This is a genomic window from Labrys wisconsinensis (assembly GCF_030814995.1).
In the GTDB taxonomy this organism is placed as follows: domain Bacteria; phylum Pseudomonadota; class Alphaproteobacteria; order Rhizobiales; family Labraceae; genus Labrys; species Labrys wisconsinensis.
Window position 1 is genome coordinate 31,906 of the sequence record NZ_JAUSVX010000032.1, and the last position, 21,134, is coordinate 53,039.

Genomic DNA, 21,134 nt, shown 5'->3' on the forward strand with positions numbered 1-21,134 from the left:
GGGCTCGCATAGGTGACCCCTAGGTAGTCGGGGAGCCCGCCCACGGACCTAAGGAACTGGCGCCTGCCGCCCCCGAGGACACCTCACGATGTCATCAGGTCGCCACGGGGTTCCGACCCGAGGTGCCCCGCCGGCCTCGCCCGGCCCCAGCCGAAAATCCGGCCACCCCCACGGGGGGAAAGTCCCGCGCCGCTCCCACATGATGGGGTCTCATATAAGTGACCCCTGCTTAGTCGGGCGCTGAGGGCGGCCCATCGATAGGGAATACGGCGCTAAGGGCTGTCGTTGGCATCCCACGATACTGAGGGTTCTCCGAGAAGACTTTCCTTGCGAACGAAAAATCCGCAGACTGTGAGTAAATGGCCGCTGACGACCATGAACATTGCAGATAATTGAGGTTTTCGACATAGGGAGCAATCGCACGAATACCAATCCCCCGGACAAGAGAGACATACAAGCCGCGATGCTTGATGATGTAATCCGCCATCCAACCGTCGTCTCGCGGCCCTGTTGATTTCATTATCTCTTCATATGTCGAAATTATAAGCGCACTGGTTGCCGGGCATGGCATGTATAAAGCTGCCTTGGGCGACAGCGGGAGAAACGCTTCTACCCCAGGCACGTCAAAGCCGAGGTTACTGCCATCAGAAGGTTGCCTTGTGCGTTGAAGAACCACTGGGTTATCGCCTAGGTAGAAAACGTCGTCACCTTCAATTGTCATGACGACCCAATGCCGCCTCTCAATCATATCGGCAAGTAGCGCTGAACTCCGCCACATTTGTTCCATGAGTTGCGCAAACTGCTCGGGCGAAGGGTTATTGACCATTCCCCTTTGAAAAGCGTCCGTCCGAAAACTTTGAGTGGCAATGAGACGAGCGACAGAAATCCTCTGTTGCTTGGTCAGACCAGCGACGGAGCGCGTCCGTATGATTTCTCTGATCACCGGAGCGGCCTTGGTTTCGATCTTCTCAAACCGATCCTCGAAGGAAACGCTCACGCCATTGATGACATGGTCGTAAATCGCCGGACCAGCCGCCGCGTACTTCGGCGGAGGCTTTGTGATTTGGTCCGACAGCACGTCCAGTCGGAAAACCCGTCCGTCCTTATCGGCGAAATTCTTGACCAGGAACTTCGATACCCAGTGTTGATTTTCGGGGGACATCGGGACAAGGGGCGAGGATTGGGAACACAGAAGTTGGCTCACTATTACACTAACACCAACTCCCCCGGCACCTCGCCGGCTCTCCCCAAGATAACCGCATCCTCGAAGTCCCCCAACGCCGGGTCCCCACTTCGAGAAAACACCAGGACCCCCGCCTTGCCTGCCGCGAGCCGCCGCATGAGGCTCAACGCCCCGTGCTCGCTGCGGGCCTCTATGGGGTCCTGAGGTACAAGCTCGCCGTCCTCGTCTCGGACGAAGGGTTGGACCACATAGTAGGTGATCGCCCTGCCTGCTGCGGCACTGGCCATGGGGCTCCTCCCATCTGCTCATTGACTGCCGGGACTAACGGTAGCACAACGGGAACGGAAAGAGAACAAGGTGAGCTTGGTAAGGCGAGGCGATGGCGGAGCGGCAGCCCGAGACAGATGAGCTGGAAGCCGACATTGATGCAGCCATCGCGGCGTGCGGCGGGGACCCGAGGGCGACCATAAGGACCCTGCTGATCGCCCAGGCCTACTACGAGGCGGACATTGCGCGGCTGACAGAGATGGTTTCGAGGGGGTACGCGAGGAGGGGGCCAGAGGAATTGCGACGCAGCGGACGATGATCCTCCGCCGCGAAATCGCCGCTACTGCCACGTAGTCTCGTACTCTCCGCAATCGAGGGGTCAGACGATGAGCACGTGGTACATAGAAGGATATGCGCCAGATGGCATCAGAGCCAAATGGCACCGCCGGAACACAACGTTCGAGGACGTCATCGCGACGCTTGAGATGCGGCGGGATGGTGAGATTTTGCGGGTGCTCTGTCCAGTCGGCGCAACAGCGGAAGAACTTAAAACGCTCCGCGGGCACGGCGCCGCGCCGTTCTAAATTTCTTGGGGTACGCAAACGGGGTACTTCTCGGGGTACGCAAGCGATACCCGATGCCCCATAACTTCTTGCTTCTAAAAGGAAATTTCGCCAAGCCTAACGCTTGGTGGAGCTGAGGGGATTCGAACCCCTGACCTCTGCAGTGCGATTGCAGCGCTCTCCCATCTGAGCTACAGCCCCGGTTGCCCGAAAGCGCCGCCATTTACTGTTCGACCTCCGCGCGTGTCAAGCACGCCGGCGGGCGAAACGGCGGGGTCTCGGCGCTTTCCCGGGGTGCGGCCTGACGGACTGACGTGATCACTGCCCTGACCGTTCTCGCCGCGGCGCTGGCGATCGAGATGCTGGCGGGTTACCCGCCGTCCGTGTTCGCGGCGATCGGCCATCCCGTCACCTGGATCGGCCGGCTGATCGCTGCCCTCGACCGGCGCTTCAACCTCGAAGGGGACGATTTCGAGGCGCGCCGGCGCGCCGGCGTGCTGGCGCTGCTGCTGCTGCTGGCGGTGACCGGCTTTGCCGCCGAGATCGTGCAGATCCTCTGCCTGGCGCTGCCGCTCGGCTTTCTCGTCGCGGCGGTGATCGCCTCGTCGCTGATCGCCAGCCGCAGCCTCGACGAGCACGTCGCCGCGGTGGCGACGGGCCTGGAGCGGCAAGGCGTCGTCGGCGGGCGCGCGGCGGTGTCGCGCATCGTCGGGCGCAACCCGGAGGCCCTCGACGTGCACGGCGTGTCGCGCGCGGCGATCGAGAGCCTGGCGGAGAATTTTTCCGACGGCGTGGTGGCGCCGGCCGTCTGGCTCGGCGTGCTCGGCCTGCCCGGCGCGGCGCTCTACAAGGCGATCAACACCGCCGATTCGATGATCGGCCACCGAACGCCGCGCCATCTCGCCTTCGGCTGGGCCGCGGCGCGGCTCGACGACGTCGTCAACCTGCCGGCCTCGCGGCTTTCGGCGCTGCTCCTGGTGGCCGCCGCCTGGCTGCTGCCCGGCGCCGACGCCCGGGCGGCCTGGCGGGCGGTGTGGCGCGACGCCCGCAAGCATCGCTCGCCCAATGCCGGCTGGCCCGAAGCGGCGATGGCGGGCGCGCTCGGCCTCAGCCTCGCCGGGCCGCGGGTCTACGGCCAGATCCGGGTCGAGGACGGCTACATGGGCGAGGGCCGCATCGAGGCGACCGCGGCCGACATCCGCCGCGCCCTCGATCTCTACCGCATCGCCTGCCTCCTGCAGCTCGCCCTGGTGCTGGTCCTGGTGATGCCGCTCATCATCGCGCGAGGCTGAGCAGGGCCTCGACATCGAGATGGCGGGCGAGGTGGCCGGCGAAGTCGTCGAGCGCCGCCTCCAGCCCGGCCTCATAGGCGAGGTCCGAGGCCTGCCCGCCGAGCCGGCGGATCCAGGCGGCGCGCTGGCGGTCGTCGGCGAAAAGGCCGTGCACGTAGCAGCCCATGACGCGGCCGTCGGCGGAGACGGCCCCGCTGCCGACAGCGGCCGTGGCGGCACGCAGCATCGGCCGCGCCGTATCCGGTCCGTCGGTGGCGCCGACATGCATCTCATAGCCGGCAAAGGGGGCGCCGTCGACGGTCTCCCCCGTGACCGCCACCAAGTGCTTGTCGCCGCCGAGCACGGTGGCGACGTCCAGCAGGCCGAGCCCGGCGACGGCGCCAGGGGGGCCCTCGATGCCGGTGGGATCGGCGACGGTGCGGCCCAGCATCTGGTAGCCGCCGCACAGGCCGAGCACCCGGCCGCCGCGCCGCACATGGGCCTTGAGGTCGATATCCCAGCCTGCCGCCCGGAAGGCGGCAAGGTCGGCGATGGTCGCCTTGGAGCCGGGCAGGACCACGAGGTCGCAGACCGGCAGCGGCTCGCCGGCCCGCACCATGACGAGGTCGACGCCGCCCTCCTGCGCCAGCGGGTCGAAATCGTCGAAGTTGGAGATGCGCGGCAGCACCGGCACGGCGATGCGCGGGCCGGCGCCCCGCCCGGCCGCGGCATAGGCGGTGAGAGCAAGCGCGTCCTCGGCCGGAAAGCGCGCCGCCGCGGCGCAGTGCGGCACCAGGCCGAGCGCCGGCCAGCCCGTGCGCGCGGCGATGAAGCGCATGCCTTCGGCGAAGAGCGTGGGATCGCCGCGCATCTTGTTGACGACGAAGCCGCCGACCAGCGCCGCATCGTCCGGGTCGATCGCCGCCTGCGTGCCCAGGATCTGGGCGATCACCCCGCCGCGGTCGATGTCGCCGACCAGCACCACCGGCGCGCCGGCGGCGCGGGCAAAGCCCATGTTGGCGATGTCGCCCCGGCGCAGGTTGACCTCGGCCGCCGAGCCGGCGCCCTCGACCAGCACCAGGTCGGCCTCGTCCTTCAGCCGTCCGAAGCTCTCCAGCACGGCCGGCATCAGCTGAGGCTTGAGCGCCTGGTAGGCGCGCGCGCCGGCCGCCCCGCGCACGCGGCCCTGCACCACGAGCTGGGCGCCGGTCTCCGACTGGGGCTTGAGCAGCACCGGATTCATGTGCACGGTCAGGGCCGTCCGGGCGGCACGCGCCTGGAGGGCCTGGGCACGGCCGATCTCGCCGCCGTCCGCGGTGACCGCCGCATTGTTGGACATGTTCTGCGGCTTGAACGGCCGCACCTTGAGGCCGCGGTCGGCGAACAGGCGGCACAGCCCCGCCACCAGCACCGACTTGCCGACGTCGGAGCCGGTGCCCTGCAGCATCAAGACGCGGGCCGCCATCGATCCATCCCCGGGTTCGCCGATGATTCCGGCACGGATCTGGCATGAAACGGGGGACAAGGCCACCCGGCCGGCGACATGGAATTGCCTCACGGCCTGTTTACGCTGACCTTGTGGCCATGACGCCGGGCTCGCCCTAGTGTTCCGACTCCGACTGTCCGAGGAACCAGGCGTCGGAAGCACAACACGAGGTTCACATCGGCCCGAGACGGAGACGGCATGGCTGATATCGCGGAGCGCAAGCCACCCCAGCCTTCGGACGGCGCCCGGACAAGGCTGGGCGCGCTCGTCCTGCGGGCGCGGCTGGTGCTGGCCTGGGAGCGGCTCTGGCCCCGCCTCGCGCCGCTCCTCGGCGTGATCGGCCTCTTCCTCGCCGTCAGCTGGTTCGGCCTGTTCCTGCTGCTGCCCTTCGCCGCGCGGGTTGCCCTCCTGGCGCTGTTCGGCTTCGGCGTGCTCGCGGCCCTGGTGCCGCTGGCCCGCCTGCGCCTGCCCACCACGGGCGAGGCCTTCGGCCGGCTCGACCGCGAGACCGGCCTCGCCCACCGCCCGGCCAGCGCCCTCGGCGACAGCCTCGCCACCGCGCCGGCCGACCCGGTGTCGCGGGCGCTGTGGGCGGCGCACCAGCGCGAGGCCGAGGCCAAGACCCGCGGCATCCGGCTCAAGGCGCCCTCCCCCGGCCTGCCGGCGCGCGATCGGTACGGCCTGCGCTTCGCCGTGATCCTGGCGCTGGTGGTGTCGTTCTTCGCCGCCGGACCCGACCGGCTGGCGCTGCTGCGCACCGCCTTCGAGCCCTCCGCCGTCCTGCCCGACGCCAAGGCGGTGCGCATCGACGCCTGGGTGACGCCGCCGGCCTATACCCGCCGGCCGCCGATCATGCTGGCGGTCGAGCCGCAGACAGGGGTGGTGAGCGTGCCCCAGAACAGCGTGCTCTCGGTGCGCGTCGCCGGGGATGCCGGCGCCGAGATCGCCGTCACCGGCCAGGCGGTGGACGCCGCCCCGCCGGCGACCGTGCCGGCCGATGCCGGCACCGCCCTGGTCGAGCGGCGCCTGACGCTGCAGGGCGATGCCGGCGTCACGGTGCACCGCGAGGGCGCCGAGGCAGCGGCGTTCCGCTTCTCCATCATTCCCGACCTGCCGCCGAAGATCGCCTTCGACGGGCCGATCGCCGAGTCGGCCCGCGGGGCGATGACGCTGGCCTACACCGTGGAGGACGATTACGGCGCCACCAGCATCGAGGCGCGCGTGGCGCTGCCGGACAATCCGGGGGCACACCCACTCTACGAGCCGCCGCGGATCGCCCTGCCCCTGCCCGCCGGCCGCAACCACAACGGCAAGGCCAGCGCGACGCGCGACGTCTCCGAGCACCCCTTCGCCGGCGCCACGGTGAAGATGCAGCTCGTGGCGCGCGACGATGCCGGCAATGAGGGCCACAGCGACGAGCAGGAGGTGACGCTGCCCGGGCGCACCTTCGTCAAGCCGCTCGCCCGTGCCCTCGTGGAGCAGCGGCGCAAGCTCGCCCTCGACGCCCGCCAGCAGCCGGCGGTGGAGGACGCGCTCGACGCGCTGATGCTGGCGCCCGAGCAGTTCACCAAGGACGCATCGATCTATCTCGGCCTGCGCACGGCGCGGGTCCGGCTCGGCGATGCCCGCAAGGACGAGGCGCTGCGCGACGTGGCGCAATATCTCTGGCAGATCGCCCTGCGCATCGAGGAGGGCGATCTGTCCGATGCCGAACGCGAGCTCAAGGCGGCGCAGCAGCGCTTGCGCGACGCGCTGGAGCGCGGCGCGCCGCCCGAGGAGATCGCCCGCCTGACCCAGGAGCTGCGGCAGGCGATGAACAAGTTCATGCAGGACTACGCCCAGCAGCTGGAGCAACGCCGCCGCAACGGCGACACCTCCAGCCCGCGTCGGCAGGCCGATCGCACCATCACCCCGGACGAGCTCAACGCCATGATCGACCGCCTGGAGAACATGGCCCGCAATGGCGACAAGGATCAGGCGCAGCAGCTGCTCTCCGAGCTCAGCCAGCTCCTGGAGAACCTGCAATCGCCCGATCAGAGCGAGACGGCCGACGATCCCGCCGGCCAGGAGATGCAGCGCTCGCTCGACGAGATGGGCCAGATGATCCAGCGCCAGCAGCGCCTGCGCGACCAGACCTTCCGCAACCGCCAGGGCCAGCAGGGCCGGGACGATCAGCAGGACGGCGCGCCGCAGCAGGGCCAGGAGGGCGACCAGCAGGCGCAGCAGGACCAGGGCGACGACAAGGACGGCACGCAGGGCCTGCGCCAGCGCCAGCAGGCGCTGCGCGAGCAGCTGGAGGCGCTGCAGAAGCGGCTCGACCAGATGGGCATTCCGGGCAATGACGATCTCGGCCAGGCCCAGCAGGCGATGCGCGACGCCGAGGGCAAGCTCGGCGAAGGCGACGGCGAGGGCGCCGTCGGCTCGCAGGGCAAGGCGATCGAGGCGCTGCGCAAGGGCGCCCAGGGCCTCGCCAAGCAGATGGAGCAAGCGCAGAACGGCCAGGGACAGGGGCAGGGACAGGGACAGCCCGGACGCGGCCAGCGCAGCGGGCGGGCCAACGGCGACCGCGACCCGCTCGGCCGGCTGCTGCGCAACGATCCCAGCGACAGCTCCGGCAAGGTGCCCGGACGCGGCGAGACCGACGTGGAGCGGGCAGCCCGGGTGCTGGAGGAGCTGCGCCGGCGCTTCGCCGACCCGAACCGGCCGCAGATGGAGCTCGACTATATCGACCGCCTGCTGCGGCGGGACTAGGCCGCCTGCGGCGGCGGGAGAAGCGCCCGCTTCTCTCCATGCGACATCGATGCCGGCCTGGGGCAAGTGCTCCCGGGCGCCTCCCTTACGATGGCGCCATCGGAGGGACATGGAATGGCCGAGAAAGCCCTGCGCGCCACCGGCGGCTGCCTGTGCGGCGGCGTGCGCTACGAGATCCGAGGCGAACTGCGCCCGGTCATCGCCTGCCACTGCTCGCAATGCGCCCGCACCAGCGGCCATTTCGTCGCGGCGACCAGCTGCGCCGCCGCCGACCTGACGCTGGTCAGCGACGCGACGCTCACCTGGTACCGTTCGTCGGACATTGCCGAGCGCGGCTTCTGCCGCACCTGCGGCGGCAACCTGTTCTGGAAGCCCGACCAGGGCGACGCCATCAGCATCACGGCCGGCACGCTCGACCGGCCCACGGGCCTGGCCGTCGCCGAGCACATCTATGTCGGCTCCAAATCCGACTATTACCAGATCCGCGACGGCCTGCCCCAGCAGGAGAGCTGGGATGCCTGAGGCGCGCGCCCCCTCCGCCGATCCGCTGCTTCAGCCCTACCGGCTCAAGCACCTGACCCTGCGCAACCGCTTCATGTCGACGGCGCACGAGCCGGCCTATACCGTCGACGGCATGCCGGCCGAGCGCTACCGGCTCTACCATGTGGAGAAGGCCCGGGGCGGCATCGGCCTGACCATGATCGGCGGCTCCGCCGTGGTCGCCGCCGACAGCCCGCAGGCCTTCGGCAACATCCAGCTCCACAAGGACGAGGTGGTCGGCCATCTCGCCCGCCTCGCCGAGGCGGTGCACGAGCACGGCGCGGCGGTGATGATCCAGATCACCCATCTCGGCCGGCGCACCTCCTGGGCCAAGGAGCACTGGCTGCCGATCGTCGCGCCCTCGCCGGTGCGCGAGCCGGCGCATCGCGCCTTCCCCAAGGCGGCGGAGGACTGGGACCTCGCGCGCATCCTCGCCGCCTATGCCGATGCGGCCGAGCGGGTCAAGGCGGCCGGGCTCGACGGGCTCGAGTTCGAGATGTACGGCCATTTCATCGACCAGTTCTGGTCGCCCGCCACCAACAAGCGCGACGACGAGTACGGCGGCAGCCTGGACAATCGCCTGCGCTTCGGCTTCGCGGTGATGCGCGCGGTGCGCGAGCGCGTCGGGCCGGACTTCATCGTCGGCACCCGCATGGTCTGCGACGAAGACTGGGACCGCGGGCTCTCGCGCCAGGAGGGCCTGGAGATCGCCCGACGCATCGCCGCCTCCGGCGACATCGACTTCATCAACGTCATCCGCGGCCATATCGACACGGACGAGGCGCTGTCGCACGTCATCCCCGGCATGGGCGCGCGCTCGGCGCCGCATCTCGACTTCGCCGGCGAGGTCAAGGCGGCCACCGCCTTCCCGGTGTTCCACGCCGCCCGCATCCAGGACGTCGCCACCGCCCGCCACGCCGTCGCCTCCGGCAAGCTCGACCTCGTCGGCATGACCCGCGCCCACATGGCCGACCCGCACATCGCCCGCAAGGTGCGCGAAGGCCGCGAGCACGAGATCCGGCCCTGCATCGGCATGGGCTACTGCATCGATTCGATCTATGGCGGCGAGGCGCTCTGCATCCACAACCCGGCGACCGGGCGGGAAGCGACCATGCCGCACGAGATCGTCCGCTCGGACGGGCCGGCGCGGCGGGTGGTGGTGGTCGGCGCCGGCCCGGCCGGCCTGGAGGCGGCGCGGGTGGCGGCGGCCCGCGGCCACCAGGTGACGCTGCTCGAGGCGGCGGCCGAGGCCGGCGGCCAGGTGCGCCTCACTGCGGCGCTGAAGCGCCGGCGCGAGATCATCGGCCTGATCGACTGGCGCGTCGCCGAATGCGAGCGCCACGGCGTCGCCATGCGCTTCAACACCTATGCCGAGGCGGCCGACGTGCTGGCGGAGAAGCCCGACATCGTCGTGGTGGCGACCGGCGGCCTGCCGAACCTCTCCTTCCTCGATGCCGGCGAGGACCTGGTCACCACCAGCTGGGACATCCTCTCCGGTGCGGCCCGGCCGGGCGAGACGGTGCTCCTGTTCGACGACAACGGCGCCCATCCCGGCATGACCACGGCCGAGTTCCTGGCCGAGGCGGGAGCCAAGCTCGAGCTCGTCACGCCCGAGCGCAGCCTGGCGCCCGATGTCGGCGGCACCAACTTCCCCGCCTATTTCCGCGCCTTCTCCCGGCACGGCGTCAAGACCACGCTCAACCTGCGCCTGGAGGCGGTGCGGCGCGAGGGCAACGGCCTCGTCGCCCGGCTGTTCGACGAGTATGGCAGGACGCATCAGGAGCGGCGCGTCGACCAGGTGGTGGTCGAGCACGGCACGCTGCCGCTGGACGAGCTCTATTTCGCCCTGAAGCCGGCCTCGCGCAATCTCGGCGCCGTCGACCACGAGGCGCTGATCGCCGGCCGGCCCCAGGCGATGGCGGCGAATGCGGCGGGCGGCTTCATGCTGTTTCGCATCGGCGACGCCGTCGCCTCGCGCAACATCCACGCCGCCGTCTATGACGGCCTGCGCTTCGCCCTGGCGTTCTGAGGGGCGAGGAGGATTGAGGCCTGGAACGCGCTTCGTGAGGAGCCCAGCAAGGACGCCGACGGCGGTCGCATCCCCCGGTCCGCAGCATCGTCGGCTTGCCTGCCATAAAATTGCGTTAAACGCCCTGCTGTAAGCAGGGATGATGCAAGGCCCCCTTCCCGGCCTGCGCCGCGGCGGGGACCGGCTCCGCCACGGGGCGGGCACCCTCTCCTCCGTTCCCGCGGCAACGATGCGCCGATGCCTCCTCGCCCTGCCGGCGCTCCTCGCCCTTGCCGGGCCGGCCGCCGCCAAGCCCGTCACGCCGGCGCCCGGGGCCGTGCCCTTCACGGTCACGGCCGCGCCGATCGAGCGCTTCCGCATCCGCAGCGACGAGCGGCGCTTCGGCGCGCTGGAGTTCCGCGGCGGCCTTGAGCTCTCCGGCGACAGCCGTAACTTCGGCGGCATCTCGGGGCTCAGCCTCGATGCCCGGGGCGAGCGCTTCGTCGCGGTTTCGGATGCGGGGCTGTGGGTTACCGGCCGCTTCGTCGAGCGCGACGGCCGGCTCGCCGGCGTGGAGGACACCGCGATCGGGCCGATCCTCGGCACCGACGGCAAGGCGCTGATGCTCACCGGCGGCGGCGACACCGAATCAGTGGCCATGGACGGTTCCGGCACCGCCTATGTCGGCATCGAGGGCGTGAACGAGATCCGCGCCTTCCCCTTCGGCCGCGACGGCCTGATGGCGCGCGGCGCGCCGGTGCCGCTGCCCGCCGCGGCCAAGACGCTGCCGTCCAATCGCGGCTTCGAAGCGATCGGCATCGCTCCGGCGGCCACGCCGATCGCCGGCGCGCTGATCGCCATCTCCGAGCGCTCGAGCGACACGGGCCCGACGACCAGGGGCTTTCTCGTCGGCGGCCCGGCGCCGGGCGAATTCGCGGTGCGCCGCACCGACGGCTTCGACGTCACCGACCTCACCTTCCTGCCCGGCGGCGACCTCTTGATCCTGGAGCGGCGCTTCTCGCTGCTGCGCGGCGTCGCCATGCGCCTGCGCCGTATCGCCATCGCCGACGTCAAGCCGGGCGCCGTGCTGGACGGACCAGTGCTGATGGAAGCCGAAAGGGGCGAGCAGATCGACAACATGGAGGCGCTCGCCGTCAGCCGCGGCGACAAGGGCGAGATCATCCTCACCGTGATGTCGGACGACAACTACAACTTCTTCCAGCGCACGCTGGTGCTGCGCTTCGCGCTGGTCGAGGACTGAGGCGGCGGCGATCTCCCGCTCCACCGCTCAGAGATGATCTTCGGCGCGCATGCGATCATGCAGCAGGCGGACGATGCGGATTCCACTCGGTTGCCGACAGAAAAACACGACGAAGGGATAGATCCTCACCGGGAAGTACCGGATGCCGCGGCGCAGCTTCGGGTGCTGTCGCCCCATCTCTGGAAACCGTTCGAGGAGGCCGAACAGATCGTTCAAATGCTGCAGCACACGGAGCGCATGGGACGTTCCATACTGCCGCTCCGACACCAGCCAGATTCATTCCAGATCCGCCTCGGCCTGCTCACTCCGACGGATTGTCACGTCGACGGTCTCGATGCTTGCGAAGCATGCGCGCGTGGAAGGATTCTGCTCCTTCCCACGGCTCCGCCGGACCATCCAAACCGCGGTCGAGCGCCGCGTTGATTTGATCGAACGTCATTCCCAGACGCTCTTCGAGGCCGAATGCGAGCTCGTCGCGCATGTTCGCGAGGGCCATGGACACAAACGCCTCGGCCGAGGGCGCCAGACCTTCGGCGACGACCTCCCGCACGATGGCTTCCTGATCCGGCGTCAGTTGTACCGTCATGGCTTGATTCTAGAATCTCGCTCGCGGGAAAGCCAACGAATTTCCCTCGTCACCTCTCTCGCAGGCCATATGGCCGATCTCATCCGCCGGCAACTAGCCCTACTCCGCCCTCTCCTTCTTCGCCTCGTAGCGCATCAGGAGCGGCACCTGCGAGGCGGCGAAGAGAAAGGTGAGCGGCATGGTGCCGAACACCTTGAAGCTGACCCAGACGTCGGTGGAGAAGTTGCGCCAGACGACCTCGTTGAGGCCCGCGAGCACGAGGAAGAACAGGCCCCAGCGGAAGGTGAGCTTGCGCCAGCCCTCCTCGGTGAGGTCGAACACGGCGTCGAGCACATAGGTGATCAGCGACTTGCCGAAGGCCAGGCCCCCGAGGAGGATCACGCCGAACAGGGCGTTGATGATGGTCGGCTTCATCTTGATGAAGGTCTCGTCGTGCAGCCATAGCGTCAGGCCGCCGAAGACCAGCACGACGATGCCCGACACCAGTGGCATGACCGGCAGGTGTCGCGTCAGGACATAGCTGACGGCGAGCGCCGCGATCGAGGCGACCATGAAGACGGCCGTGGCGGCGAAGATGCCGATATTGGGATCGGCCGGGTTCAGGCCTGGCATCCAGCCGGTGAAGAGCTGAGGCCGGCTGTTGGCCAGGAAGAACAGCGCCAGCGGGCCCATCTCCAGCACGAGCTTGAGCACGGGGTTCAGCTTCTTGATCGGGTCGTTCATGCCTCACTCCAGCCCGGCTATGGCCCGGGCGAAGTCCCGCGCCGAGAACGGCTCGAGGTCGTCCACGCCCTCGCCGACGCCGATATAGTGCACGGGCAGGCCGAAGCGCTGTGCGATTGCGACCAGGATGCCGCCGCGGGCCGTGCCGTCGAGCTTGGTCATCACCAGGCCGGTGACGCCGGCGATCTTGCCGAAGACCTCCACCTGCGACAGCGCGTTCTGGCCCACGGTCGCGTCCAGCACCAGCAGCACCGCGTGCGGGGCGCTGTCGTCCTGCTTGCGGATGACGCGCACCACCTTGGCGAGCTCGTCCATCAGCTGCGCCTTGTTCTGCAGCCGCCCGGCCGTGTCGATCAGCAGCACGTCCGAGCCGTTCTCGACGCTGAGCTTGAGGGCGTCGAAAGCCAGGCTCGCCGCGTCCGCCCCCTGCTCGCGGGCGACGACCGGGGCGCCGGTGCGCTCGCCCCAGACCTTGAGCTGCTCGATCGCGGCGGCGCGGAAGGTGTCGCCGGCGGCCAGCGTCACCCTCCTGCCCTGGGCGCCGAACTTGGCGGCGAGCTTGCCGATGGTGGTGGTCTTGCCCGAGCCGTTGACCCCGACCATCAGGATGACGAAGGGCTTCTTCGCCGGATCGAGCGCCAGGGGCCTGGCCACCGGCGCCAGCACGGCCTCGACCTCGCTCGCCAGCACGTCGCGCACCTCGGCCGGGTCGATCTGGCGGTCGAAGCGGCCCTTGCCGATCGCGCCGGTGATGCGGCTGGCGACATCGACGCCGAGGTCGGCCTGGATCAGCACGTCCTCCAGCTCCTCCAGCGTGCCGGCGTCGAGCTTGCGCTTGGTGAAGATGTCGGTGATGCCCTGGCCGATGGCCGAGGAGGAGCGCGACAGGCCGTCCCTGAGCCGCCGCCACCAGGACTTCTTCTCCGGCACGGGCGGAGGCGGCGCCGACGACTCGGGCACCGCCTGCGGCTCGGGCGCGCGCTCCGGCCCGCGGCCGAACAGGCGCGTGAGGAAACCGGATCTTTGCTTGTCGTCGTCGGCCATGGGTCCCGATGCAGAAGGTCTTGGTCTCGGCAGGACAGCGGGCCGGAGCCCGGGTTCCGATCCGGCGCGTCAGCCGCCCGGCATGCCGGGCCATGCCGCGATCGGTCAGTCCTGGCTGATCTCTCTAGCGCAGGCCGCCGCCAAGGGGTAGCTGAGATCATCATGAATGACGGCCTGGATATCGACCTCGAAGCCCGCCTGCTGCATCGCGACGGCCTGATGCTGGTGCTGGACAAGCCGGCCGGCCTGCCGGTGCATGCCGGTCCCAAGGGCGGCCCCAACCTCACCGCCATGCTCGACGCCCTGCGCTTCGGCCTGCCGCGCCGGCCCGAGCTGGCGCATCGCCTCGACAAGGACACGTCGGGCTGCCTGGTGCTGGGGCGCCATCCCAGGGCCCTGAAGACGCTGAACCAGCTCTTCGCCCGCGGCGAGGTCGAGAAGACCTATTGGGCCGTGGTCGAAGGCGGCCCCGCGGACGAGGCCGGCCGCATCGACCTGGCGCTCGCCCCGCGCTCGCCCGAGCGCGGCTGGTGGATGAAGCCGGATCCGGCCGGCCAGCCCGCTGCAACGCTGTACCGCGTGCTCGGCCGCGCCGGCGGCCTCGCCCTCCTGGAGCTGCGCCCGCTGACCGGCCGCACCCACCAGCTGCGCGTCCACTGCGCCGCCTCGGGCTTCCCGATCCTCGGCGACGCGGTCTACGGCTCGGCCCCGCGCGTCGGCGGCGAGCCGCTGCACCTGCACGCCCGCGCGGTGAGCGTGCCGCTCTACCCGAAGAAGCCGCCGATCGCGGTCGAGGCGCCGCCGCCGCCGCACATGCGGGCGCGGCTGGCGGCGCTGGGCTGGCCCTCTGCGGGAGAGGCGGAGGCGACGGCCCGTCCCTGATGCGCGGGCGGACCACGCCGGCCGGCTTGCAGCTCGGCCCGATTCGTAATAATCAAAGTTACATGAAACGGGATAGCCGCCTCTCCTCCGTCCTTCATGCGCTGCTCCACCTGGCCGAGCAGCGCAGGCCCATGACCTCGGAGGCTTTGGCCGACTGCATGGGCACCAATCCGGTGGTGGTGCGCCGGACCATGGGTCTCCTGCGCGAGGCCGGGATCGTCGCATCCGCCAGGGGCCATGCCGGCGGCTGGACGGTCGCGGCCGATCTCGGCGCCGTCACGCTGCGCCAACTGCACGAAGCGCTGGGCGAGCCGGCGATCTTCGCCATCGGCAACCGCAACGAAACGCCGGAATGCCTCGTGGAGCAGTCGGTGAACGTCGTGCTCGACGGTGCCTTCGCCGAAGCCGAGGCGCTGCTGCTCGATCGTTTCTCCGCCGTCACCCTCGCCGACCTCGCGGCCGACTTCACGCGTCGGCATGCCCGGCGGCGCTCGCAACAGGATTAGCCCATGCACCACGACGTCATCGTCGTCGGCGGCAGCTATGCCGGAATGGCCGCCGCTCTCCAGCTTCTCCGCGCCCGCCGCACCGTGCTGGTGATCGACGCCGGGCTTCGCCGCAACCGCTTCGCGGAGGAGTCGCACGGCTTCCTCGGGCAGGATGGCGCCGATCCCGCCGACGTCGCCTGCGGGGCGCGCGACCAGCTCATGCGCTATCCCACCTTGACCTGGGTCGACGGGCTGGCCGAGCAGGCTGGCGGCGAACGCGACGCCTTCACGGTCGGAACCGCCGACGGCGCGGCGCACGCCGGGCGCCGCCTGCTCTTTGCCACCGGCGTCGCCGACGACCTGCCGCCGGTCGAGGGGCTCGTCGAGCGCTGGGGCAGAAGCGTCTTTCACTGCCCCTATTGCCACGGCTACGAGCTCGACCAGGGCCGCATCGGCGTGATCGCGACCGGGCCGATGTCCCTGCACCAGGCCCTCCTGATCCCCGAATGGGGCACGGTGACGCTTCTCGCCAATGGCGCGATCCGGCCCGACGCGGCACAGCATGCCGAGCTCGCCGCCCGCGGCGTCGCGATCGAGGAGGAGCCGATCGCCGGGCTGGAGGGCCACGCCGACGTCCGGCTGGCCGACGGCCGCCTCCTGCCGTTCGCCGGCCTGTTCACGGCGACGCGGACGGCGCCGGCGACGCCGATTGCCGAACGGCTGGGCTGCGCGCTCGAAGAGACGCCCTTCGGCAGCCAGATCCGGACGGATGCCTCGAAGGAGACCTCCGTGCCCGGCGCCTTCGCCTGCGGCGACGCCGCCCGCGCGCCGCACTCGGTCTCCCTGGCCGTGGGGGACGGCGCCTGGGCCGGGGCCCAGCTGCATCGCTCCCTCGTCTTCTGAGCCCCGCGGCGCGGCCGCTGGACATGGGTCCTCTGCCGCGCCAGCATGGGTGCAACAAGACGAGGCAGGGGAACGGCCATGGACGAGGGCGCGCCGCCGCGGCGGATCCGGTGGGGCATGGTCGGCGGCGGGCGCGGCGCCTTCATCGGCGAGGTGCACCGCCGCGCCGCGCGGCTCGATGACGGCTACGAGCTCCTGGCCGGAGCGCTGTCCTCCGATCCGGAGCGAGCCCGGCTCTCCGCGCAGGACTGCCGCATCGCGCCCGAGCGCGCCCATGCCGACTATGCCGCCATGGCCCGGGCCGAAGCGGCGCGGCCGGACGGCATCGAGGCGGTGAGCATCGTCACCCCGAACCATCGCCACCACGCGGTGGCCAAGGCCTTCCTGGAGCAGGGCATCCACGTCATCTGCGACAAGCCGCTGGCGACCTCGCTGGCCGATGCCCGCGACCTCGTGGCGCTCGCCCGCGCGCGCAACCTGCTGCTCGGCGTCACCTACAATTATTCCGGCTACCCCATGGTCCGCCACGCCCGCGACCTGGTGCGCGGCGGCGCCATCGGCCGGGTGCGCATGGTGCAGGCGGAATTCGTGCTCGGCTGGCTCTCCACCGCCCTGGAGGCCGAGGGCGCCAAGCAGGCGGAGTGGCGCACCGATCCGGCCCAGGCCGGGCCGAGCGGCGTGGTCGGCGACGTCGGCACCCACGCCTTCCACCTCGCCCAGTTCGTCACCGGGCTGGAGCTGGAGGCGGTCTCCGCCGACATCGCCACCTTCGTGCCCGGCCGGCGGCTGGAGGACAATGCCACGATGATGCTGCGCTGGCGGGGCGGTGCCCGTGGGGCGATCTGGGCCAGCATGGTGGCGGCGGGCGAGACGGTCGGGCTGCGCCTGCGCGTCTACGGCGAGACCGGGCACATCGCCTGGGACCAGTCCTATCCGGACGACCTGCAGGTGCGCCCGCTCAACGGCGAGGCCCATGTGCTCGCGCGCGGTGGCAAGCTCTCACCCGCGGCCAAGGCGGCGACGCGCCTGGTCGCCGGCCTGCCCGAGGGCTTCTTCGAGGCCTTCGCCAACCTCTATCGCGACTATGCCTCCATCATCACGGCGCTGCGCGAGGGCACGCCGCCGCCCGAGCCGATCGCCCCGACCGGCGAGGACGGGGTGGCCGGCCTCGCCTTCGTCGAGGCGGTGCTGAACTCGGCGCGGCGCGACGGCGCCTGGGTGCGGCCGACCTGACGGGCCTCAGGGAAAGCGCTTGCGATAGGCCTCGGCCACGCCGGGATTGACGAAGTTCAACGGCAGGCCACCCGCGAGGATGCGCTCCACCTCCTCGGCGACGCCGACGCCCATGCGCTCCATGCTCTCGCCCGTGATGCCCGCGAGGTGGGGCGTCAGCATGACGGTGTCGAGCCGGAAGAACGGGTGGCCGGGCGGCAGGGGCTGCGTCGCGAACACGTCGAGCGCCGCACCGGCGATGCGCCCCGCCTGCAGCGCCTCGACCAGCGCCGCCTCGTCGGCGACAGGGCCGCGAGCGACGTTGACCAGCACGGCGCTTCGGCGCATCAGGCCGAGGCGGCGGGCATCGATCAGGCCGCGCGTCTCCGCGGTCAGCGGGCAGCACAGGGCGAGGATGTCGCTCTCGGCCATCAGGGCGTCGAGCGCGCGCGCCTCGACGCCGGCGGGCAGGGCGGTGTCGGGCCGGCGGGTCGCGACGATCACCCGCAGGCCGAAGGCACCGGCGATCGCCGCCGTCGCCCGGCCGACCGCGCCGAAGCCAACCAGCCCGAGGGTGCGGCCGAAGAGCTCGCCGGCGCTCTCGGCATGGGCCCGGCCGGCGAGCCAGCCCTGGCCGCGCAGGTCGCGGTCGATCGTGCGGAAGCGGCGCGTCAGCATCAGCGCGGCGAAGAGCACATATTCCGCCACGGAGCGGGCATTGGCGCCCGGCACGTTGGCGACCAGCACGCCGGCGGCATCGGCGGCCTCGATCGGGATCATGTCGACCCCGGCGCCGTGGCGGATGGCGGCGCGCAGGCCCTTGGCCCGCTCGAAGAGGACGGTCGGCAGCGGCGCGCGGACCACGACGATGGTCGCCGGCTCGGCCTCGCGGGCAAGCGTCCCGGCATCGAGGGCCGAGGCGATCCGCAGCTCGGCCACGGCGCGGACCATCGCCTCCGCCCGGGGATGCAGCGCATGGGTGGAATAGACGATCGGCGCCATCGCCCGGCCTCTAATGCGAGCGGCCGGTGGCGAGCGCCAGCCAGGCCTCGGTCTGATCGCCGGGCCCGGGCGGGGCGCCGCGGCCGATCAGATCCTGCCAGTAGCTGTTGGCGCCCTTGAGGTGCTCGCTCATCAGGTTCATCGCCGTCATGGCATCGCGCCGGGCGACGGCCTGGAAGATCGCCAGGTGCTCCTCGTGCGAGGTGCGGCAGCGGGCGGGGTCGTTGAAGTAGATGCGCAGCCGGTCGACGGTCATGAGGTAGTAGACCTGCACGATGCGGTGGAAGATCGAGTTCTGGGTGGCGCGCACGATCTCCAGGTGGAAGGCGCGGTCCTCCTCGTTGATCGGCTGTCCCGCCGCCATCTTGGCCTCGGAGGCGGCGAGGATGGCGCGCAGCCGGTCGAAATTGTCGAGAGTGGCGCGCTCGCAGGCGAGCCGCACGGCGGTGATCTCGTGGATCTTGCGCATCTCGATCGACTGCTGCACGTCCTCGGCCGTCAGCGGCGCGCCGACCTGGGCGTAGAGCGCCAGCGCCTCGACGCTCGCCGCCTCGCGCGCCATGAAGATGCCCGACTTGGCCCGCCGCTCGATGACGCGCAGCGCCTCCAGAAAGGCCAGCGCCTCGCGGATATGGCCGCGGCTGACCTGGAAGCGCTCGGCCATCTCCCGCTCGGAGGGCACGCGCTCGCCCGGCTCGTATTTGCGCAGGTGCAGGAACAGCACCAGCTGCGAGACCAGGTCCTTCTGCTCGCTCATCGGCTTTCCACGGCGAAGCGCCGCACGACGTCCTCGCGGATGGTCATGCCGAGGCCGGGTCGGTCGGGAATAGCGAGCATGCCGTCGGTCACCGCGATCTCTTCCTCGATCAAGTCGTGCAGCATCGGGTTGGCGCCGAGCGAATATTCGAGAATGTGACACGACGGGCTGGCGGCGGCGAGGTGGAGACCGGCGAAAAATGCCGGCGCTCCCGCCCAAAGATGCGGTGCCAGCCTGAGGTTGAAGGCGCCGGCCAGGGCGTCGATGCGCCGCGCCTCGGTGAGGCCGCCGCAGATGGCGAGGTCCGGCTGCAGGATGTCGACGGCGCGGGCGGTGACGAGGTCGCGGAAGTCGAAGCGCGTCTGCTCGCTTTCGCCGGCGGCGATGGGAATGGCGCAGGTGGCGCGCAGCTCGGCCATGCCGGCCTTGTCGTCGCCCGTCACCGGCTCCTCGAACCAGGCGAGGTCCTCGTCGCGGACGAGACGGGCGAAGCGCCTGGCCTCGGCCACGGTGAAGGTGCCGTGGGCGTCGACCATGATGTCGATGCCGGGGCCGAGATGCCGGCGCGCCGCCTGAACGCGCCGGGCCGAGACATGGGCGGGCCCGTCCATCGCCCCGACACGCATCTTCACCGCGCCGAAGCCGCCGGCGGCGACATAGCCGGCGAGCTGGGTGCCGATGCCGGCCTCGTCGGCCCAGCCGCCCGAGGCATAGGCGGGCAGCCGCTCGGCCTTGCGGCCGCCGAACAGGCGCCAGACCGGCTCGCCCAGCGCCTTGCCGAGCAGGTCCCAGCAGGCGATGTCGACGGCCGAGAGAGCGGCGATGGAGAGGCCGCGGCGGGCGATCTCCGGCAGGGCGTGGCCGCGCGCCAGGGCATGGTGGTGGCGCGTGCCGCTGTAGAGCCAGTCCCACAGCACCGAAGGCTCGCGCGGGTCGCGCCCGATCAGGCGGGGCGCCAGCTCGGCATTGACGAGATGAACCAGGCCGGCATAGGTGCCGGCGCTGCCGGCGGCATTCTTGCCTTCGCCCCAGCCGACCAGGCCGTCCTCGGTCTCGATGCGGACGATGGCGGCGTCGAAGGTGCGGACCTCGCCGAAGTCGCTGCGGTGCTGCCGCGCCTCGGCGATCGGCATCCGCACCCAGGTGGCGTCCACGCGCGCGATCCGCATCGGCTTTCCCCTGCCGCCCGTCCGGGGCCGGCCTACTTGATCAGCGGCAGGATGGTCTCGGCCGACTTGGCGACCAGCATGGAGTAGAAGGCCTCGCTGAGCAGGCTCGAGCCGTGGTCCTGGATGAACTTGAGCTGCTCGGGCGAGATGTCGACCGGGCTCTTCTCGACGGCGTCGGGATATTGCGTCGCCGGGGTGCGGTCGACCGGGGCGACGAACTCGACGGTGAGCGCGCCGTCATAGCCCGCCTCCTTCAGGGTCGCGACGATCTTCTTCCAGTCGAGCGCGCCCTGGCCCGGAGCCATGCGGTTGTTGTCGGCGATGTGGAAGTCGACCAGCCGCTTGCCCGCCTTGCGGATCGAGGCATGCATGTCGGCGTCCTCGATGTTGAGATGGAAGGCGTCGAGGCAGACGCCGCATTCCGGCCCGACCGCCTCGGCCAGGGCCAGCGCCTGGTCGGCGCGGTTGAGCAGATAGGTCTCGAAACGGTTGAGCGGCTCGATGCCGATGCGGATGCCCTTCTTGCGGGCGAACTCGTGGCACTCGCCGACGCCGTCGATCAGCCAGCGCCACTCCTCCTCGGGCGTGCCGTCCGGGATGATCTTGCCGACCGTGACCGGCACCAGCGTCAGGATCTCGCCGCCGAGCTCGCCGACCATGGTCAGCACGTCCTTGACATATTGCACCGAGGCGGCCCGCTGCTTCTCGTCCCTGGCCGCGAGGTTGCGCTCGGCGAGGGTGAGGGTCACCGCGCCCCAGCAGCGGATCTTGTACTTGTCGAGCAGCGGACGGACCTCCCGCGGATCGTATTGCGTCGGCTCGCCGGAAATCTCGATCGATTCATAGCCCAGCCCGGCGATGCGCTTCAGCGTCACCTCCAGGGGCTCGGCGCGCATCCAGTTGTGGGTCGACAGATGCATCGGATCCTCCCATGCGGCTCTGATTGGCCGGCCATTTTGGTAGGACCAGATTTAGCACAATCGCATCAGAAATCTGCCTTCTTGTCGAATATAAGTATTTTCCCGTATGATTCTTGCA

Annotated in this window: 20 protein-coding genes and 1 tRNA gene; 9 read left to right on the top strand and 12 right to left on the bottom strand. The window is 70.3% G+C overall.

Annotation, left to right across the window (positions count from 1 at the left end; all coding sequences use genetic code 11):
• Positions 1-229: 229 nt before the first annotated feature.
• From QO011_RS41290 to QO011_RS41300, 3 genes are all read right to left on the bottom strand, one after another.
• Complete coding sequence (locus QO011_RS41290; RefSeq protein WP_307286239.1) at positions 230-1,162, bottom strand: DUF4238 domain-containing protein; 933 nt, start codon at positions 1,160-1,162, stop codon at positions 230-232.
• Positions 1,163-1,206: 44 nt separating this feature from the next.
• Positions 1,207-1,470, bottom strand: coding sequence for a hypothetical protein (locus QO011_RS41295; RefSeq protein WP_307286240.1), 264 nt, complete (start codon positions 1,468-1,470; stop codon positions 1,207-1,209).
• Between the two features lie 668 nt (positions 1,471-2,138).
• Positions 2,139-2,214: transfer RNA gene (locus QO011_RS41300), tRNA-Ala, on the bottom strand.
• Positions 2,215-2,372: 158 nt separating this feature from the next.
• On the opposite strand from QO011_RS41300, the gene cbiB reads away from it, so the two are divergent.
• The gene (gene cbiB / locus QO011_RS41305; protein WP_370882082.1) at positions 2,373-3,305 is read left to right on the top strand and encodes an adenosylcobinamide-phosphate synthase CbiB; all 933 of its coding nucleotides are present in this window, start codon (positions 2,373-2,375) and stop codon (positions 3,303-3,305) included.
• On the opposite strand, the gene QO011_RS41310 is transcribed toward cbiB, so the two are convergent.
• On the bottom strand, positions 3,289-4,749 hold the full coding sequence (locus QO011_RS41310; protein ID WP_307286244.1) for a cobyric acid synthase: 1,461 nt from the start codon (positions 4,747-4,749) through the stop codon (positions 3,289-3,291). The two genes, cbiB and QO011_RS41310, sit on opposite strands and share 17 nt — an antisense overlap.
• A 219-nt stretch (positions 4,750-4,968) precedes the next feature.
• Between QO011_RS41310 and QO011_RS41315 the strand changes: the two genes are divergently transcribed.
• The 4 genes from QO011_RS41315 to QO011_RS41330 all read left to right on the top strand — a co-directional run bounded on the left by QO011_RS41315 (position 4,969) and on the right by QO011_RS41330 (position 11,330).
• Positions 4,969-7,521, top strand: a complete 2,553-nt coding sequence (locus tag QO011_RS41315) for a TIGR02302 family protein (protein ID WP_307286246.1) — start codon at positions 4,969-4,971, stop codon at positions 7,519-7,521.
• A 114-nt stretch (positions 7,522-7,635) separates the two neighbouring features.
• The gene (locus QO011_RS41320) at positions 7,636-8,043 is read left to right on the top strand and encodes a GFA family protein (protein ID WP_307286249.1); all 408 of its coding nucleotides are present in this window, start codon (positions 7,636-7,638) and stop codon (positions 8,041-8,043) included.
• On the top strand, positions 8,036-10,090 hold the full coding sequence (locus tag QO011_RS41325; RefSeq protein ID WP_307286251.1) for an NADH:flavin oxidoreductase: 2,055 nt from the start codon (positions 8,036-8,038) through the stop codon (positions 10,088-10,090). The genes QO011_RS41320 and QO011_RS41325 overlap by 8 nt, the downstream gene beginning before the upstream one ends.
• A gap of 229 nt (positions 10,091-10,319) precedes the next feature.
• Positions 10,320-11,330 carry an esterase-like activity of phytase family protein gene (locus QO011_RS41330; protein ID WP_307286253.1) on the top strand — a complete coding sequence of 337 codons (1,011 nt, stop codon included), beginning with the start codon at positions 10,320-10,322 and terminating at the stop codon, positions 11,328-11,330.
• Positions 11,331-11,357: 27 nt separating this feature from the next.
• Here QO011_RS41330 and QO011_RS41335 read toward each other — a convergent pair whose 3' ends face one another.
• From QO011_RS41335 to ftsY, 4 genes are all read right to left on the bottom strand, one after another.
• On the bottom strand, positions 11,358-11,597 hold the full coding sequence (locus tag QO011_RS41335; RefSeq protein ID WP_307286255.1) for a type II toxin-antitoxin system RelE/ParE family toxin: 240 nt from the start codon (positions 11,595-11,597) through the stop codon (positions 11,358-11,360).
• A gap of 34 nt (positions 11,598-11,631) precedes the next feature.
• Entirely contained in the window at positions 11,632-11,916 is a 285-nt protein-coding gene (locus QO011_RS41340; protein ID WP_307286258.1) for a hypothetical protein, read from the bottom strand.
• A gap of 99 nt (positions 11,917-12,015) precedes the next feature.
• Positions 12,016-12,639 carry a septation protein A gene (locus tag QO011_RS41345; RefSeq protein WP_307286261.1) on the bottom strand — a complete coding sequence of 208 codons (624 nt, stop codon included), beginning with the start codon at positions 12,637-12,639 and terminating at the stop codon, positions 12,016-12,018.
• A gap of 3 nt (positions 12,640-12,642) precedes the next feature.
• Complete coding sequence (ftsY, locus tag QO011_RS41350; RefSeq protein WP_307286263.1) at positions 12,643-13,683, bottom strand: signal recognition particle-docking protein FtsY; 1,041 nt, start codon at positions 13,681-13,683, stop codon at positions 12,643-12,645.
• 162 nt (positions 13,684-13,845) lie between these two features.
• On the opposite strand from ftsY, the gene QO011_RS41355 reads away from it, so the two are divergent.
• From QO011_RS41355 to QO011_RS41370, 4 genes are all read left to right on the top strand, one after another.
• Complete coding sequence (locus QO011_RS41355; RefSeq protein WP_307286267.1) at positions 13,846-14,565, top strand: RluA family pseudouridine synthase; 720 nt, start codon at positions 13,846-13,848, stop codon at positions 14,563-14,565.
• 62 nt (positions 14,566-14,627) lie between these two features.
• Positions 14,628-15,071 carry an RrF2 family transcriptional regulator gene (locus QO011_RS41360; protein ID WP_307286270.1) on the top strand — a complete coding sequence of 148 codons (444 nt, stop codon included), beginning with the start codon at positions 14,628-14,630 and terminating at the stop codon, positions 15,069-15,071.
• A 3-nt stretch (positions 15,072-15,074) separates the two neighbouring features.
• Positions 15,075-15,956: an NAD(P)/FAD-dependent oxidoreductase gene (locus tag QO011_RS41365; RefSeq protein ID WP_307286273.1), complete on the top strand. Its 882-nt coding sequence runs from the start codon at positions 15,075-15,077 to the stop codon at positions 15,954-15,956.
• Positions 15,957-16,034: 78 nt separating this feature from the next.
• Entirely contained in the window at positions 16,035-17,189 is a 1,155-nt protein-coding gene (locus QO011_RS41370) for a Gfo/Idh/MocA family protein (RefSeq protein ID WP_307286276.1), read from the top strand.
• A gap of 6 nt (positions 17,190-17,195) precedes the next feature.
• On the opposite strand, the gene QO011_RS41375 is transcribed toward QO011_RS41370, so the two are convergent.
• Genes QO011_RS41375 through QO011_RS41390 form a run of 4 tightly spaced genes read right to left on the bottom strand, consistent with a single transcriptional unit; the run spans position 17,196 to position 21,016 of the window.
• On the bottom strand, positions 17,196-18,170 hold the full coding sequence (locus QO011_RS41375; RefSeq protein WP_307286278.1) for an NAD(P)-dependent oxidoreductase: 975 nt from the start codon (positions 18,168-18,170) through the stop codon (positions 17,196-17,198).
• A 10-nt stretch (positions 18,171-18,180) separates the two neighbouring features.
• Positions 18,181-18,927, bottom strand: a complete 747-nt coding sequence (locus QO011_RS41380) for a FadR/GntR family transcriptional regulator (RefSeq protein ID WP_307286281.1) — start codon at positions 18,925-18,927, stop codon at positions 18,181-18,183.
• Positions 18,924-20,096, bottom strand: coding sequence for a mandelate racemase/muconate lactonizing enzyme family protein (locus QO011_RS41385; RefSeq protein WP_307286284.1), 1,173 nt, complete (start codon positions 20,094-20,096; stop codon positions 18,924-18,926). The genes QO011_RS41380 and QO011_RS41385 overlap by 4 nt, the downstream gene beginning before the upstream one ends.
• 32 nt (positions 20,097-20,128) lie before the next feature.
• A complete protein-coding gene (locus QO011_RS41390) occupies positions 20,129-21,016 on the bottom strand; it encodes a sugar phosphate isomerase/epimerase family protein (RefSeq protein ID WP_307286288.1) in 888 nt (295 codons plus the stop codon).
• Positions 21,017-21,134: the final 118 nt, after the last annotated feature.

Bases quoted from the DNA above. Each gene is read 5' to 3' on its own strand.
- QO011_RS41360 (WP_307286270.1), top strand. From the start codon at position 14,628: ATGAAACGGGATAGCCGCCTCTCCTCCGTCCTTCATGCGCTGCTCCAC.
- QO011_RS41310 (WP_307286244.1), bottom strand. From the start codon at position 4,749: ATGGCGGCCCGCGTCTTGATGCTGCAGGGCACCGGCTCCGACGTCGGC.
- QO011_RS41375 (WP_307286278.1), bottom strand. From the start codon at position 18,170: ATGGCGCCGATCGTCTATTCCACCCATGCGCTGCATCCCCGGGCGGAG.
- QO011_RS41315 (WP_307286246.1), top strand. From the start codon at position 4,969: ATGGCTGATATCGCGGAGCGCAAGCCACCCCAGCCTTCGGACGGCGCC.
- QO011_RS41385 (WP_307286284.1), bottom strand. From the start codon at position 20,096: ATGCGGATCGCGCGCGTGGACGCCACCTGGGTGCGGATGCCGATCGCC.
- QO011_RS41345 (WP_307286261.1), bottom strand. From the start codon at position 12,639: ATGAACGACCCGATCAAGAAGCTGAACCCCGTGCTCAAGCTCGTGCTG.
- QO011_RS41325 (WP_307286251.1), top strand. From the start codon at position 8,036: ATGCCTGAGGCGCGCGCCCCCTCCGCCGATCCGCTGCTTCAGCCCTAC.
- QO011_RS41330 (WP_307286253.1), top strand. From the start codon at position 10,320: ATGCGCCGATGCCTCCTCGCCCTGCCGGCGCTCCTCGCCCTTGCCGGG.
- QO011_RS41340 (WP_307286258.1), bottom strand. From the start codon at position 11,916: ATGACGGTACAACTGACGCCGGATCAGGAAGCCATCGTGCGGGAGGTC.
- QO011_RS41365 (WP_307286273.1), top strand. From the start codon at position 15,075: ATGCACCACGACGTCATCGTCGTCGGCGGCAGCTATGCCGGAATGGCC.
- cbiB (WP_370882082.1), top strand. From the start codon at position 2,373: ATGCTGGCGGGTTACCCGCCGTCCGTGTTCGCGGCGATCGGCCATCCC.
- QO011_RS41320 (WP_307286249.1), top strand. From the start codon at position 7,636: ATGGCCGAGAAAGCCCTGCGCGCCACCGGCGGCTGCCTGTGCGGCGGC.
- QO011_RS41290 (WP_307286239.1), bottom strand. From the start codon at position 1,162: ATGTCCCCCGAAAATCAACACTGGGTATCGAAGTTCCTGGTCAAGAAT.
- QO011_RS41370 (WP_307286276.1), top strand. From the start codon at position 16,035: ATGGACGAGGGCGCGCCGCCGCGGCGGATCCGGTGGGGCATGGTCGGC.
- QO011_RS41295 (WP_307286240.1), bottom strand. From the start codon at position 1,470: ATGGCCAGTGCCGCAGCAGGCAGGGCGATCACCTACTATGTGGTCCAA.
- QO011_RS41380 (WP_307286281.1), bottom strand. From the start codon at position 18,927: ATGAGCGAGCAGAAGGACCTGGTCTCGCAGCTGGTGCTGTTCCTGCAC.
- QO011_RS41355 (WP_307286267.1), top strand. From the start codon at position 13,846: ATGAATGACGGCCTGGATATCGACCTCGAAGCCCGCCTGCTGCATCGC.
- ftsY (WP_307286263.1), bottom strand. From the start codon at position 13,683: ATGGCCGACGACGACAAGCAAAGATCCGGTTTCCTCACGCGCCTGTTC.
- QO011_RS41390 (WP_307286288.1), bottom strand. From the start codon at position 21,016: ATGCATCTGTCGACCCACAACTGGATGCGCGCCGAGCCCCTGGAGGTG.